This window comes from Catenulispora pinisilvae, assembly GCF_015356865.1.
GTDB lineage: Bacteria > Actinomycetota > Actinomycetes > Streptomycetales > Catenulisporaceae > Catenulispora > Catenulispora pinisilvae.
Genome location: NZ_JAAFZA010000011.1, coordinates 1 through 13,834 on the forward strand (window position 1 = coordinate 1; position 13,834 = coordinate 13,834).

The 13,834-nt window shown below is 70.6% G+C and carries 11 protein-coding genes; 8 read left to right on the forward strand and 3 right to left on the reverse strand.

Annotated elements, in window-relative coordinates; translation table 11 throughout:
* Nucleotides 1-1,214: ABC transporter permease (locus IZR01_RS05145; RefSeq protein WP_228558939.1), on the forward strand; the 1,214-nt coding region annotated here is incomplete at its 5' end.
* A gap of 7 nt (nt 1,215-1,221) precedes the next feature.
* Here IZR01_RS05145 and IZR01_RS05150 read toward each other — a convergent pair.
* Nucleotides 1,222-1,956 (reverse strand): TetR/AcrR family transcriptional regulator C-terminal domain-containing protein, encoded by a 735-nt coding sequence (locus IZR01_RS05150; RefSeq protein ID WP_194895656.1) that lies wholly within the window; start codon nt 1,954-1,956, stop codon nt 1,222-1,224.
* Between the two features lie 77 nt (nt 1,957-2,033).
* Here IZR01_RS05150 and IZR01_RS05155 point away from each other — a divergent pair, with 77 nt between their 5' ends.
* The 3 genes from IZR01_RS05155 to IZR01_RS05165 all read left to right on the forward strand — a co-directional run bounded on the left by IZR01_RS05155 (nt 2,034) and on the right by IZR01_RS05165 (nt 7,496).
* Entirely contained in the window at nt 2,034-3,077 is a 1,044-nt protein-coding gene (locus IZR01_RS05155) for an ATP-binding cassette domain-containing protein (RefSeq protein WP_194923078.1), read from the forward strand.
* The gene (locus IZR01_RS05160; RefSeq protein WP_194895654.1) at nt 3,074-3,943 is read left to right on the forward strand and encodes an ABC transporter permease; all 870 of its coding nucleotides are present in this window, start codon (nt 3,074-3,076) and stop codon (nt 3,941-3,943) included. The genes IZR01_RS05155 and IZR01_RS05160 overlap by 4 nt, the downstream gene beginning before the upstream one ends.
* Before the next feature lie 97 nt (nt 3,944-4,040).
* Nucleotides 4,041-7,496, forward strand: a complete 3,456-nt coding sequence (locus IZR01_RS05165) for a DUF4132 domain-containing protein (protein WP_194923079.1) — start codon at nt 4,041-4,043, stop codon at nt 7,494-7,496.
* 56 nt (nt 7,497-7,552) lie between these two features.
* Here IZR01_RS05165 and IZR01_RS05170 read toward each other — a convergent pair whose 3' ends face one another.
* Complete coding sequence (locus IZR01_RS05170; protein ID WP_194923080.1) at nt 7,553-8,770, reverse strand: FAD-dependent oxidoreductase; 1,218 nt, start codon at nt 8,768-8,770, stop codon at nt 7,553-7,555.
* A gap of 85 nt (nt 8,771-8,855) precedes the next feature.
* Between IZR01_RS05170 and IZR01_RS05175 the strand changes: the two genes are divergently transcribed.
* The 3 genes from IZR01_RS05175 to IZR01_RS05185 are packed head-to-tail and all read left to right on the forward strand — an operon-like array spanning nt 8,856 to nt 10,908.
* Complete coding sequence (locus IZR01_RS05175) at nt 8,856-9,443, forward strand: TetR/AcrR family transcriptional regulator (RefSeq protein WP_194895651.1); 588 nt, start codon at nt 8,856-8,858, stop codon at nt 9,441-9,443.
* Between the two features lie 44 nt (nt 9,444-9,487).
* Nucleotides 9,488-9,931 carry a YybH family protein gene (locus IZR01_RS05180; protein ID WP_194895650.1) on the forward strand — a complete coding sequence of 148 codons (444 nt, stop codon included), beginning with the start codon at nt 9,488-9,490 and terminating at the stop codon, nt 9,929-9,931.
* 56 nt (nt 9,932-9,987) lie between these two features.
* Nucleotides 9,988-10,908 (forward strand): alpha/beta fold hydrolase, encoded by a 921-nt coding sequence (locus tag IZR01_RS05185; RefSeq protein ID WP_194923081.1) that lies wholly within the window; start codon nt 9,988-9,990, stop codon nt 10,906-10,908.
* A gap of 7 nt (nt 10,909-10,915) precedes the next feature.
* On the opposite strand, the gene IZR01_RS05190 is transcribed toward IZR01_RS05185, so the two are convergent.
* On the reverse strand, nt 10,916-11,443 hold the full coding sequence (locus IZR01_RS05190; RefSeq protein WP_194923082.1) for a hypothetical protein: 528 nt from the start codon (nt 11,441-11,443) through the stop codon (nt 10,916-10,918).
* A gap of 337 nt (nt 11,444-11,780) precedes the next feature.
* Between IZR01_RS05190 and IZR01_RS05195 the strand changes: the two genes are divergently transcribed.
* Entirely contained in the window at nt 11,781-13,718 is a 1,938-nt protein-coding gene (locus tag IZR01_RS05195; RefSeq protein ID WP_228554930.1) for a serine/threonine protein kinase, read from the forward strand.
* Nucleotides 13,719-13,834: the final 116 nt, after the last annotated feature.

Consider the following 13,834-nt stretch of genomic DNA (forward strand, 5'->3'; position numbering starts at 1 on the left):
GCCCCACTGTCCGCCCCACCGTCCGCCTCAAGCCCGGCGACGTCCTCGGGCTCGGCCTGCTCGGCCCCCGCACCCGCAAGCTGCGCGCCGTCCTGTCCTCGCTCGGCATCTCGATCGGGATCGCGACCGTCATCATGGTCGTCGGTATCCCGGCGTCCTCCCAGCGCGCCCTGACCGAGCAGCTCTCCGCCCTGGGCACGAACCTGCTCACCGCCCAGGCCACGGTCGACCAGCAGACCCAGACCCTGCCGCCGGTTCCGGCGTCGGCCCCGGCCATGGTCGCCAGGATCCCGCCGGTCCAGCGGGTCAGCGCGGTCGGCAACACGCAGGCCGAGGTGCGCCGTTCGCAGGCCATTCCGGCGCAGGAGAGCTCCGGCGTCATCGCCCTGGCCGCCCAGGGCTACGATCTGCCCGCGGTGATCGGGGCCGACCTGGCCGCCGGCCGCTACCTCACGCCGTCGGACGAGGCGTTCCCGACCGTCGTCCTCGGCTCCGTGGCCGCCACCTGGCTGGGGATCACCACGCTCCCGCCCGGCCAGCCCGCCCCGCAGATCTGGATCGGCTCCCAGGCCTTCACCGTGGTCGGCGTCTTCGCGGCCAGCCCGCTCGCCCCGGAGGTGCAGCAGGCCGTCGTCGTCGGCTGGGACGCCGCCCGCCACTACCTGGCCTTCGACGGGCACCCGACGCAGATCTACGCCCGGGTCCAGGAGTCCCAGATCGACGCGGTCCAGTCCGTCCTCGCCGCGACGGTGTTCCCGCAGAACCCCGGCCAGATCGTGGTCAGCCAGCCCTCCGCCGCCCTGGCCGCCAAGCGCCTGACCGAGACCGCGCTGTCCGGGCTGTTCCTCGGCCTGGCCGGGGTGGCCCTGCTGGTGGGCGCGGTCGGGGTGGCCAACACCATGATCGTGTCAGTGCTCGAACGGCGCCGGGAGATCGGCCTGCGCCGGGCCCTGGGCGCCACCCGGCGCCAGATCCGAGGCCAGTTCCTGACCGAATCCGTCCTGCTGTGCCTTCTCGGCGGCCTCGCCGGCGCCGCGGTGGGCACCCTGGGCACCGCCGGCTATGCCATGTCCCGCGACTGGCCGGCCGTCATCCCCGTCGCCTCCGTGGTCGGCGGCGTCGGCGCGGCGCTCGTGGTCGGCGTGCTCGCCGGGGTGCATCCGGCGGTGCGGGCCTCCCGGCTGCCGCCGACCGAGGCGTTGGCCACCGTGTGACGGCGCGTCAAGCCTCCGGCAGCGTCGCGGCGATTCCGGCGATGAGCCGGCCGAGCGCGCGGTCGAACAGCACTCCCGAATCGGACTCGTGCGGCGAACTGGCGTCGAGCACGACCCGCCGCACGTAGGGGTACTCACCGGACTCGATCACCGACATGACATACGGGATCCAGTCCGGGGCCATGTTCGCGTGGTCGGCACTGCCGGTCGCCGCCATGGCCCGGGCCGCGTGGTGTTCCTGCTGGGCGTGCCCGATCGCGAACGTCCGGATGATCTCGGCGACGTCCATCATCTCGTCGATGTCCAGGCCGAGTCCGTCCAGGCCGGCCAGGGTCACGTCGACCATGCGCATGATGGTCGGCCCGAAGACCGGCCCGCGCGTCATCACCTCTGCCCACCAGGGGTGGGCCAGCACCAGGGCACGCAGGTTGTGCGCCATGCGCCGCAGCGTCTGCTCCCAGTCCGGCTCCGGCATGGTCGCCCAGCGCGGCCAGTCCTGGCGCAGCACTTCGTCGGTCATCAGCAGGTGCAGCTCGTCCTTGTTCCGGACGTAGCGGTACAGCGACATCGGGCCGGCGCCGATCTCGGTGGCCACCCGGCGCATCGAGGCCGCCTCCAGGCCCTCGGCGTCGGCCACCGCGATCGCGGCCTTGGCGATCTGGGCGCGGCTGTAGCCGGGCACCCGGCCGCGGCCGGTCACCTCGGGCCGCAGCCAGATGACGGCGTCGTCCTGGTCGGGCATGCCCTCATCGTAGTCATTGCGTACGGTGAACGCATAAGGTAGCCTCCGATGCGTACGACGTACCCATAGGAGGGGCGATGCCGGAGACACTGCTGGAAGCCGAAGGGCTCCGCAAACGGTTCGGGACCACCCAGGCCCTGGACGGCGTGGACCTGACCGTGCCGAACGGATCGATCATCGGCCTGCTCGGCCCCAACGGCGCCGGGAAGACCACGATGCTGCGCATCCTGTCCACGCTCACCCGGCCGGACGCCGGCCGCGCGACCATCGCCGGATTCGACGTGGTCCGCGACGCGGCCCGGGTCCGCTCGGTGATCGGGCTGGCGGGCCAATCCGCCGCCCTGGACGAGAAGCTCACCGGCTACGAGAACCTGCTGATGTTCGGCCGGCTCTCCCGGCTGACCGAACGCGACGCCAAGGCCCGCGCCACAGAGCTGCTGGCGCACTACGACCTCGCGGCGGCCGCCGACAAGCTGGTCTCGACCTACTCCGGCGGCATGCGGCGCCGGCTGGACCTGATCAGCAGCCTGATCGTCTCGCCGCGGCTGCTGTTCCTGGACGAGCCGACGACCGGTCTGGATCCCCGCAGCCGCAACGAGATCTGGGCCACCGTGCGCCAACTCGTCGCCGAGGGCACGACCGTGCTGCTGACGACCCAGTACCTCGACGAAGCCGACCAGCTGGCCGACCGCATCACCATCGTCGACCACGGCCGCGTGGTCGCCGACGGCACCCCGGGCATGCTGAAGTCGGCGATCGGCACCCGGGTGCGCGTCCAACTCGCCGCCGACGCCGACCCGGCCCACGCCGCGCGGCTGCTGGCCGAACTGACCGGATCCCCGGCCGGACCCGGGAGCCTCCCGCACACGATCGAAGGGGCCTGCGACCCCGCGCTCAAGGTCCCGGCCATAGTCCGCGGACTCGACGCCGCCGGGATCGCGGCCGAGGACGTCCTCCTGCACACGCCGAGCCTGGACGAGGTGTTCCTCACGCTGACCGGCAGCCAGGCCGGCGTTTCGGCCGATGCCCCGAACGCGGCGTCGGCCGACCCCGACGCGAACCCGGCCGACGCCTCGGACCGCACCCCGGCCGACGCCCTCGAAGGAAGCGTGAACCGATGACCGCCCAGACCGGGACCGCCCAGACCGGCACCCCGTTGACCGTCGGCCCGGCGCGCACCGCCGACACCCCGTTCGGCCGCGCCGTCCTGGCGCTGCGCGACGGCCGGGCCATCGTCCTGCGCAACCTGTCCCAGATGCGCCACGCCCCCGGCGAGATCGTCGGCGCGGTGCTCTTCCCGATCATCATGGTCGTGATCTTCGGCTACATCTTCGGCAGCGCGATCTCCGTCCCCGGCGGCGGCGACTACCGCGACTTCCTGATGCCCGGCATGTTCGCGATGACCGCCACCTTCTCGGTCATCGTGACGATGAACAAGGTGGCGGCCGACAACGGCAAAGGCGTGATGGATCGCTTCCGCTCCATGCCGATGGCCCGCTCCGCGGTCCCCTTCGGCCAGACCGGCGCCGACCTGATCATGTCAGTCCTCGGATTCGCCATCATGTCGGTCGTCGGCCTGGTCGTGGGCTGGCGCATGCACGACGGGGCCGGCTCGGCGCTCGCCGCCTTCGGGCTCATCCTGCTGTTCGCGTACGCGCTGCACTGGGTCGGCGTCCTACTCGGGCTGATGTTCAAGAACGAGTCGACCGCGGACCGGATGACGCCCCTGGTCTTCCCGGTGACCATGCTCTCGAACTCCTTCGTCCCGACCACCGGCATGCCGGCCTGGCTCCGCGTCATCGCGGACTGGAACCCGGTCTCCTCCCTGACCCAGGCGGCCCGCCACCTGTTCGGCAGCCCGGGCGCGGTCACCAGCCACGCCTGGCCGATGCAGCACCCGGTTCCGGCGGCGCTGATGTGGGCCGTGGTGATCCTCGGGGTGTGCGTTCCGCTCGCGGTGCGGCGGTATCAGCGCGCGGGACGGTGAGGCGCCGGGCGCGGGTGTGCGTATGGGTGTGGGTTCTGGTTCCTACGATGGCAGCTTCGCAAGATTCCGTGTGATCTGAAAGAGGCGGCCCGGGGCGATGACGTACACCACGATCGGAAGGCTGCACCGGAACTCCGAGGACGACTTCACACTGCCGTCGGTCTACGACGGCCGCACGGTCGTCGACCGCTTCCGGTTCGCCATCGGCAAGCGGCCCGAGATCGATCGCGGCGGGGCTGAGCGGGTGCTGGCCCGGCGTCAGGAACGGGATCCCGGTCTCCAGCACCTGATCGACCAGGCGCGGACTTCGCCGCACAGCGATCCGGAGTTGGTCGCGGAGCTCGCCGACGTCGACGTCTTCGACCTCGCGGCCCAGACCCCGCGGCAGGCGGCGTTGGTGGCGGCGGTGATCCGCGCGGGTGGGTACTCGGATGCGGCGGACGCGGCCCACGCGGCGGTCGCCACGGTTGCGGAGGGCGCGGGCGGCGCCGTCGCCGAGGTCGAGATCTGGGAGTGCGCAAGGGATCTGGCCTTCGCGCTGGAGGCATTCGCACACTTCTGCCACCTGGCCAGCGAGCCCGGCGCGGTCCGGTTGCGACGGGCCGAGCAGGCGCCGATGCTGCTCGACGTCTGGCCGCACCTGAGGCGCCTGCTGGAGCTCCGGCGCCGGGTTCCGGGCCCGGACCACGTCGACGCCAAACAGGCTGCGGCCCGGCTACGGGAAGACGATCCCACCGGCTTTCATCGAACCCTGACCGGCTTCCTGTTCCCCGAAGAGGGGCTCTGGGGCCGGGACGACCGGTACGCCGCGCTCCAGGGGCTTCTTCCGGCCGTCGCCTTTCTTCCTGGGATCCGTAGTGCGGAGCACGCTGTGGAGCTCGGCCCGGCCTTTCGCGAGCAATCCTGGGAGTGGTGCGGCGACCTCGACATCGAGTTCACGTTCCTGACCTACGTCGGCGCCGGCGCCCTGCCGTTCCTGCTCGCCTGGCTCGACGGCGGCCATCGCTGTGAGCCCGGCGGCCCCTGCGCCGTCCACGATCGGGTGCTGGAGCTGGTCGCGCGGATCCCGAGCGCCGAGGCGATATCGGCGTTGCTGGAGCGGGCCGGGGACGCCAGGGTACTGACCCGATTGCACGAAGCCGTGGCGCGATTCCCGAGGCGGGCCTTGCAAGTTCTGGCTGAAGTCGACCCGGCTGAAGTCGATCCGGCCAGGGGCGAAACGGGGGAGATCGCCACCGCGGTCCTGACCGAGGTCGTCCGCGCCGATCCGGAGTTCGCGCGCGCGGAGCAGGCGTACTTGAGCCCGGTCGGCGACAAGCGTGTCAGCGCACTGCTTCCCGATGATCCTGACAACGCCGCGCTCATGTCTCAACTCCCTGCGATTCTCGCCGTGCCGCCGTGGCGCGATCGGAAACGCAAGCCCGCCAGGCTGATCACGGTCGAGGCCCTGGTGCCGCCGTCCGACACCGAAGTCGGCTGGGAGCCCGGCGAGCGCGAGCGCTGGCTGGGCCCGCAGGACGCCGGCTGGGCGCCGCAGGAGGGTTGGTCGGGCCTGCTGCAAGAGATAGCCGAGCGCACGGCCGACGAGCTGACCGCGCTCTACTTCGCCGCGCACGGACCGGACGACCTGGTCCGTCCGCTGCTGACCGAGGGCTGGCGGCCGGTGATCAAGTCGGACGACGACCGGGTCCTGGCCTTCGTCGCGCGGTACGAAACCCTCGCACTGCCTGCGATTCTCGGCATCGAACGGCGGCCTGCGCTGCGCGCGCGGCTGCTGCTGCCGTTCGCGAACCCGGAGATCGCCGCGTTGATGGTGGACGGCGCGAGTCGGCTGCGCAGCGTGCAGGGCGCGGCGACGGACTGGCTGCGCCGGCATCCCGAGGCGGCGGCGCGGTGCGTGCTGCCGACGGCGTTGGGCAAGCGGGGCAAGTTCCGCCGCGGCGCCGAGGCGATGCTGCGGAGCGTCGAGGCGGCCGGTGCCGACGTGCCGGCGATCGCGACCCGCACCTACGGCGCCGAGGTCGGCCAGGCGGTCAAGGAACTGCTGGCCGACGACGGGCTGGGCGCCTTCCCGCGCACCATGCCCACACCGCCGCCGGCCGCCCGGGCCGCGCTGTTGGCCCCGATCCGGCTGCGGGACGGCCGGACCGCGCTGCCGCAGAGCGCCGTGCAGGCCGTCGTCGACATGCTGATGATCTCGACGCCGGACGAGCCGTACGCCGGGTTGGAGACCGTCAAAGCGGTCTGCGACGCCGACTCGCTGGCCGAGTTCGCGTGGTCGCTGTATACGGCCGCGCGCGAGACCGGCCTGCCCGCGCTGCGCGCGTTCGGAGACGCGAGCATCGTCGAGCGGCTGCTTCCCGTGCTGCGGGAGCAGAACGAGATCGGCGAGAACACTGTCGGGGACGAGTTCCAGGTACTGGCCGCGATCGGCGGAGACCGGGCCTTGACGACGCTGCACACCTACGCGGTGAAGGGCCGGCATGCGCTGACCAGGAAGACCGCGCAGGAGCAGTTCGACGCCATCGCCGAGGCGATGGACCTGTCGGCGCCCGCGTTGGCCGATCGGGTGGTTCCGGACCTCGGCCTGGGGCCGGACGGCACGCTGGTGCTGGACTACGGGCCGCGCCGGTTCGTCATCGGGTTCGACGAGCTGTTGCGCCCGGTGGTCCGCGACGAGGCCGGCGATCCGGTGAAGGCACTGCCGAAGCCCGGGAAGAACGACGACCCGGAGCTGGCGGACGCGGCGTACAAGAAGTTCACGGAGCTGAAGAAGAGCGCCCGAACCGTTGCCCTGGACCAGATCAAGCGGCTGGAGTCGGCGATGCGCGGACGGCGGCGATGGGATCCGGAGGACTTCGCCAATTACCTGGTGGCGCATCCGGTCATGCGCCATCTGGTGCGGCGACTGGTCTGGGGCGTTTATGACGAGCAGAAGAACGTGCTCGGCTCGTTCCGGGTGGCCGAGGACCTGAGCTATGCGGACGCACACGACACCGACTACGTGATCCCGTCCGAGGCCGGGGTTCGCATCGGCGTCGCGCACCCCGCAGATCTGGGTCCGACGCTGGGGGACTGGTCCGAGCTCTTCGCCGACTACGAGATCCTGCAACCGTTCGAGCAACTGGGATGGCCGATCCCGGCCCTGACCGACCGGGATCGCACCGCCAAGCTGCTCGAACGGCCTTATGTCACACCGGATCCGACCCACATCAGTTACCTGGGTTCGCAGACCTCGATCTCCGCTTCGGCGATCGTCTGGCTCCAGTCCCGCGGCTGGCAGCGCGGTCCCCTCCCCACCGGCTCGCTCGCCGACGGCGCACGCTGGCGCCGTACGCTACGGCCGGTGGGCGGCGATCGGCACGTGGTGCTGGAGCTGGAGCCGGGGATCCTGGCCGGGGCGCCGGGCCAGTCCGAGCCTCAGTACATCACCGCGGTCTGGCTGAGCGGGACCGGCGAGGACTCCGAGTTCGACCGCGACGCGTTGCCCTGGTCCGAGCTTGACGACGCGACGGCGGCGCAGGTGTTGCGGGAACTGGAGGAGATGGACTGACGGTCGGTGCCTTTGCCTTTGCCGGCGAGCTGCTGTGGCCGACCGACGGTCGTCTGCTAGCGATCGGCCGCTGCCCGCCGGCGCCGATATTCCGCCGCCCTGGCCTGGTAGTTCTCGTGCTCCTGTTGGTGATCCGGCGGAAGGTGCGGCGCGTCCGCGGAAGTCGTGGCGAAGAACCGCGTGAGTGCGGTGTTCGAGCCCGCGGCGAGTTCCCCGGAGCGCGGGAACATCTCCGCCTCGTAGCGCGCGACCGCGTCTTCGAGGCTGCTCTCCTTCTGGATGGCGTGCTTGATGGCGTGCGCGAGTTCCGCACCGTCGAGCAGCGCTAGGTTCGTGCCGTGGCCGCCGAAGGGCGCCATCAGGTGGGCCGCGTCGCCGAGCAGCGTCACGCCGGGGACGCGGTTCCAGGTCAGCGGAGCCGGCAGCGCCCAGAAGCTGCGCGCGACGTAGTCGCCGTCGTTGTCGGTGATCAGCGGGCGCATGACCTCGGCCCAGCCGCTGAACTCCCGCACTAGGTGAGCGCGGACGGCCTCGTGGTCGGTGACGTCGACGCCCGCCGCGACGTCCCAGTCGAGCGCGGCGCGGAAGGCCACGTAGCCGCGGACCACGCCGTTGCTGTTGCGCTGGACGATCACCGCGCGGCCGGCGCTGTCGGTGGAGAACATGTGGCCGTCGCCGACGATCGCGGCGACCTCGGGGTGCCTGGTGTCGACGGCGTCGAAGCGGGCGTCGAGGAACTGGACGCCGAGGTACTGCGGCGCCGCGTCGGTGAGCAGCGGGCGGACCCGCGACCAGGCGCCGTCGGCACCGATGACGAGGTCTGCTTCCGTCTGCTGGCCGTCGGCGAACTCCAGCCGGTGCGCTCCGCCCCCGAGCGGGGCCACGTGGACGAGCTTGTGCCCCCAGCGAACCGTGCCGGGATTCAGGTGCTCGTAGAGCATGGTCCGCAGTTGGCCCCGGTCGATCTCGGGAGCCGCCTGGTCGTCCCCGGCCGGAGTGAACGCGGCCAGCATGGTGCCGTGCTGGTCCCGGCGGGCCTTGGCCTGGCCTTCGAGGCGGGCCAGGGCCAGGAAGGCGTCCATCAGACCGGCGTCCTCCAGCGCGATCTGGCCGGAGTCGGCGTGCAGGTCGAGGGTCCCTCCCGGGTCGCGGGAGTCCACGGCGGTGTCCGCGTCGTATACCGCCGGTTCGATGCCGTGCCGCTGGAGGACGCGGGCACACATGAGGCCGGCGGGGCCGCCGCCGACGATGGCTATGCGAGGTGTGGTCGTCATGCCTCCCACGGTAAGTGAATCGGATCAAAAAGTCGAACGGTTCTAAGTTTTGATCCGATCGACGGAGATGCCCTAGGCTGAGCCCGTGACCGAGCCCGGACGCCGCGAACGCAAGAAGGCCGCCATCCGCCAAACCCTGGCGGACACGGCCCGCGACCTGTTCCTGGAACGCGGCTACGACGCGGTCGGCGTACGGGAGATCGCCGAAGCCGCCGACGTCTCCGTGGCCACCCTCTTCAACCACTTCCCCGACGGCAAAGAGGCACTGGTCTTCGACCAGGACGCCGACCGCGAGGCAGCTCTCGTGGCCGCAGTCCACAACCGCCCCGCCGGCCGAACCATCCCCCAGGCCCTACGCCAGTCGCTCCGCGACGAGCACTCCCTCCGGATCCGCACCGACCCGCGCTTCACCGCCTTCCTCCACCTGATCGACACCACCCCGCCGCTGCGCGAATACGCCCGCCGCATGTGGCTCCGCCACGAGGACGCCCTGGCCGCGGCCATCGCCACCGACACGGGCCTGCCCACCGACGACCCCGCCTGCCAGGCCCTGGCCCACTTCGCCCTCGAAGCCGTGGCGCTGGTCCGAGGCCGCGACGACGCCGAGGCCGCGCTGGACCGCGTCTTCGCCCTACTCGACGCGGGATGGACGGGCCTGACGCAGGGTCTGTAGGTCGCACTTGAGACCATTCATGCGGCACGAGGAGTGAGTCGGCCATGAACGACCAGGTACCCGTCACCACCCGGATCGCTGATCCGGCCCGCCTCCCGTTCGCGTACGCGGACGCGCTCAATGCCGGGGACGCCGACGCCGTCCTCGCGCTGTTCCACCAGGACGCGACGATGCGCACCTTCAGTGGCGAAGTCCTCACCGACCGGGAGGCGCTGCGCGCTGAGACGCTCCAGTCGATCGCGGCCCGGGCGCGTCTGACCAACAAGCCCAGGTCCACCCTGATCGGCGGCGACACGGCCCTGAGCATCGTCGATTGGGACCTTGAGGCGACGTTGCCGGACGGCACCCGGATCTCGCCGACCGGAACGACGACGGCCGTCGCCCGCCGGTCCGCCGACGGGTCGTGGCGGTTCGCCGTCCTCCACTGTCAAGGAACAGTCGGATCTCCCCAGTGGCGGACGACAGAGCCCTCCGCTGGTGGACGGTAGAAGTTGGACGGTAGAAGCCCTTACGCGGCCCGGGCGGATAGCTGAGCATAGGGCGCATGCGTATCAGCCTTGGTGATGTATCCCTATGGTTCGACGTATCCGGGCCGTCAGTCATCCCGCAGGGGGACACGACGGTGGAGCGCCCGGTCCTGGTGGCTGTGCACGGCGGCCCCGGCCTGGATCACAGCACGGTGAAATCTGCCCTGGAGCCACTGGCCGAAGACTTTCAGATCCTGTACTTCGACCTGCGCGGCCATGGTCGTAGCGATCAGAGCAGCGCAGAGTTCTGGAACCTGCGGACCTGGGCTGATGACCTGCGGCAGCTGTGTGACGCGCTCGGGCTGCGCAAGCCGGTCGTCCTCGGCAGCAGCTTCGGCGGGGACGTCGCGCTCACCTACGCGGCGCTGTTCCCTGATCACCCCGGCGGCGTCATCCTGGCCAACACCACCGGCGGCCGTAGGGACCGGCAGCGCGTCATCGAGGCGTTCGGCCGCCTCGGCGGCGACGAGGCAGCTGCCGTCATCCAGCGCATCTTCGCCGGGGACGCCGGGGACGCCGGGGACACCGAGAACGGCCAGGCTGAGTTCAACGGCCAGGCCGAGTTCAACCGAGTCTGCTACCCGCTCTACAGCGGCACACCGGGCTGGGCCGAGGAATCCCGCCAGTGGATGGCCCGGACCGTCCGAAGCACGGACGTCGCAACGTCCTACGACTACGAGCGCGAGAACCGCATCTTCGATCCGTGGGGAGTGCTCAACGCCATCAGCTGCCCCATGCTGGTCCTCGCCGGCGAGGACGACCCCATCTGCCCGCTGCCCGTGGTCGAGGAACTGGCCAGTCGGCTGCCCGCGGAGAACACCCGCCTCGTGCGTCTTCCCGGCGCGCGCCACACCATCTTCCGCGACCGCCCGGACCTCGCGTTCCCAGCCGTAAGGAACTTCGTCTCCCAGATCTGGGAAAGCCAGTCCGGCCACTGAGCCCGCGTCACACCGGGAGCGACACCGGGGTGCCGAGTGCGGCGAGATTCGGAACTTGGTCGCTGAGGCCTGAGTCCGTGGCGGTGAAGCTGGAGGCGTCGAGCACCATCGTGATGACCGTGCCCTGCGGCGCTTTCGCACCCGGCGCAACGCTGCATGAGTCGCACACGAAAGGCGCCTTGCCCACCACCTCGATCGCCCAGACCGCTTCGCCGGGATCGGTGGCCACGACGTCTCCGCCCATGGCCAGGTTCGCGGCGCGCCGGGTACTACGCACCGCCTCGGCGGACCGCGCCACGCCGCCTTCCGCACTCGCCGCCGCGTCGGCCAGCCGCGCGAGCCGGGCAAGGGTCGCCGACGACACCGTTCCGTCGATCAACGCGGAGTCCGGGCCAGGGCTCGTGCTTGCCTTTGCGCCCGACGTGGTCGTGGCGGAGCCCGCTCCAGCCGATGCGCACCCTGCGGCCAGCGCCAACGCGGCCAGCGTCACAGCCGCCGAGGCAGCCGTCCTGGCCCGGTTCTCGCCCGATGTCATGTCTCCCCCTACGCCATTTGATTCGCCGCGGTCGACCGGCGAAGGTTGGACGTCGCGTACCGCCCGGGGGTTCCAGCGGGCCGCGGCACCGACGCCGCCGCGCATGTAGGGACCCGAGATAGATGAGCAGCGCGCCCTACGTCTCCTCAATAGTTGAGCAGAGTTCAGACGGGGCTGGTCATGGTAGTCGAGCAATGGCCCCAACCCACACCCCGCTGAAATCCGTAGCGCACGCGTGGCACCACAGTGCGTCGGCCGGGGCAAGGCAGGAGTAGATAGCACTACTATTCTCAGGCCTCTCAGTTGCCTTGGTGGGGGCCGGACGGAGCGGGGCGGGATGATGGAGAACAGCCGGTTCGAAACGCTGGACGCCAGTGATCTTCCCGGGGTGGCCGGGTACACGTTCCGGGCACGGATCGGTGTCGGTGGGATGGGGCGCGTGTACTTGTCCTTCACACCGGGCGGGCGTGCCGTCGCCGTGAAGGTCGTGCGGCCCGACTATGCGGCCGACGGGGAGTTCCGGCGGCGGTTCAAGCTCGAAGTCTCCGCCGCGCGCAGCGTCGAGGGGTTCTACACCGCCCCTGTCGTCGACGCCGATCCCGAGGGGCCGGTGCCGTGGCTCGCCACCGCCTACATCCCCGGTCCGTCCCTGGCCGACGCCGTGCGGCGGCACGGTCCGCTCCCCGAGCAGGCCGTCTTCCGGCTGCTGGCCGGGGTTGCCGAAGGGCTGAAGGCGGTGCACGCCCGCGGGCTCGTCCACCGTGATCTGAAGCCCGCCAACGTCCTACTCGCCGCCGACGGGCCGCGCGTCATCGACTTCGGGATCGCACACGCCGTCGACGCCACCACCGCCAGCCTCACCGTGAAGCGGATGGGTACGCCCGCCTACATGGCTCCCGAACAGGTGCTCGGCAGGGAGGTGGGGACCCCCGCCGACGTCTTCGCACTCGGCGGGCTCATGTACTTCGCCGCCACCGGCCGGACCGCGTTCGGCGAAGGGCTGGCCGTGTTCCACCGGATCACCGATCTCGCACCCGATCTCCAGGACTGCCCCACCGATCTCGGGCCGATCATTGAGCGCTGCCTCGCCAAGGAAGCCGGCGCACGTCCCACGCTCGACGAGGTCATCACGCTGGTACGCGACCAGTTCGCCGAGAAGACGCTCGCGCACACCTCGTCGTGGCTGCCGCAGACTGTCGTGGCTGAGTTCGCCTTGTACGACGTCGCAGCGGCTCCGGCGATCGGCGGAACGGATCCGGGACCTACGGCGCAACCCGGTCCGGCCGTCAGGTCCCCGGGCGTGTCCAGGCCGCCCGCTGCCGACCGGCCGCCACTTCCCCCGACACAGATCGCCTCAGATGCCACGCAGGACGGATCGCCGTTCGCAAGACCGGCGCCGTACCCACAAACGGGACAGCCAGGACAGCAGAACGAGCCGTACTACCAGTACGGACCACCCGCCCCTCCACCGACGGGAACCAACCCGGCCATGGCGGTGATGGCCACGGTCGGCGTTCTGGCCCTGGTCATCGCGGTCGTACTCGGCGTGACGCAGCCCTGGAAGCACACGTCCTCCGACAACACCGGCCAGACATCGAATGAATCGACTACCAGCACCACCACCACGACTCCCTACGTGCCCCCGACGACGTCCGAGTACGTGCCCCCGACGACGTCCGAGTACGTCCCGCCGACGACCGACTACCTCACAACGACCACCCCCGCGTTCAGCTGGAGCAACCTGAACGAGGCGGCGTCGGACACGACACCGCAAACCGCCGAAGCCGTGCTCCCTGAGACCTTCACGGATTCCGACGGCCGCGTCTACAAGCAGCAGGGCGCCGGCGCAGACCCCTGCGTAGAGAACTCGCAGACCTCGTCAGTGCAGAATCTGCTCAGCTCGAACCACTGCTCCGCCATGGTCGACGGCAGCTACACCAACGATGCCGGCACCATCTTGATCAGCATCGAGGTCATCGTCTTCCCCGACGCGACGACCGCCTCGAGCGTCGAGTCCCAACTCGCCAACACCAAAAGCGGCGATCTGGGATTCTGGTGCCCGAAGACCGGCACCGGCGCGTCGGTATGCGACAACGGCACCAACGGCGCGATGAGCCGCGGAAACGTCCGGGCGGACTATCGCTATGTCGTCAACTCCGATGCGGTTTACATCGACTTGGCCGCCAGCGGCAACGATACTGCGTTGCAGAACGGGGCGCAGATGGCGGCGAAGTCCGCCGGTCCCGAGGTCTACTGGAGCGGGCGAAGCAGTTGAGACTTCAGCTCACCTGTCAGTGCCGAATACTGCACCCTACCTGGTGAAGCGACGCTTTGGACCCGTGCTGTCCGCCGCCGAGACGACATGTTGCCGATGGCCTTGCTCACGACGTC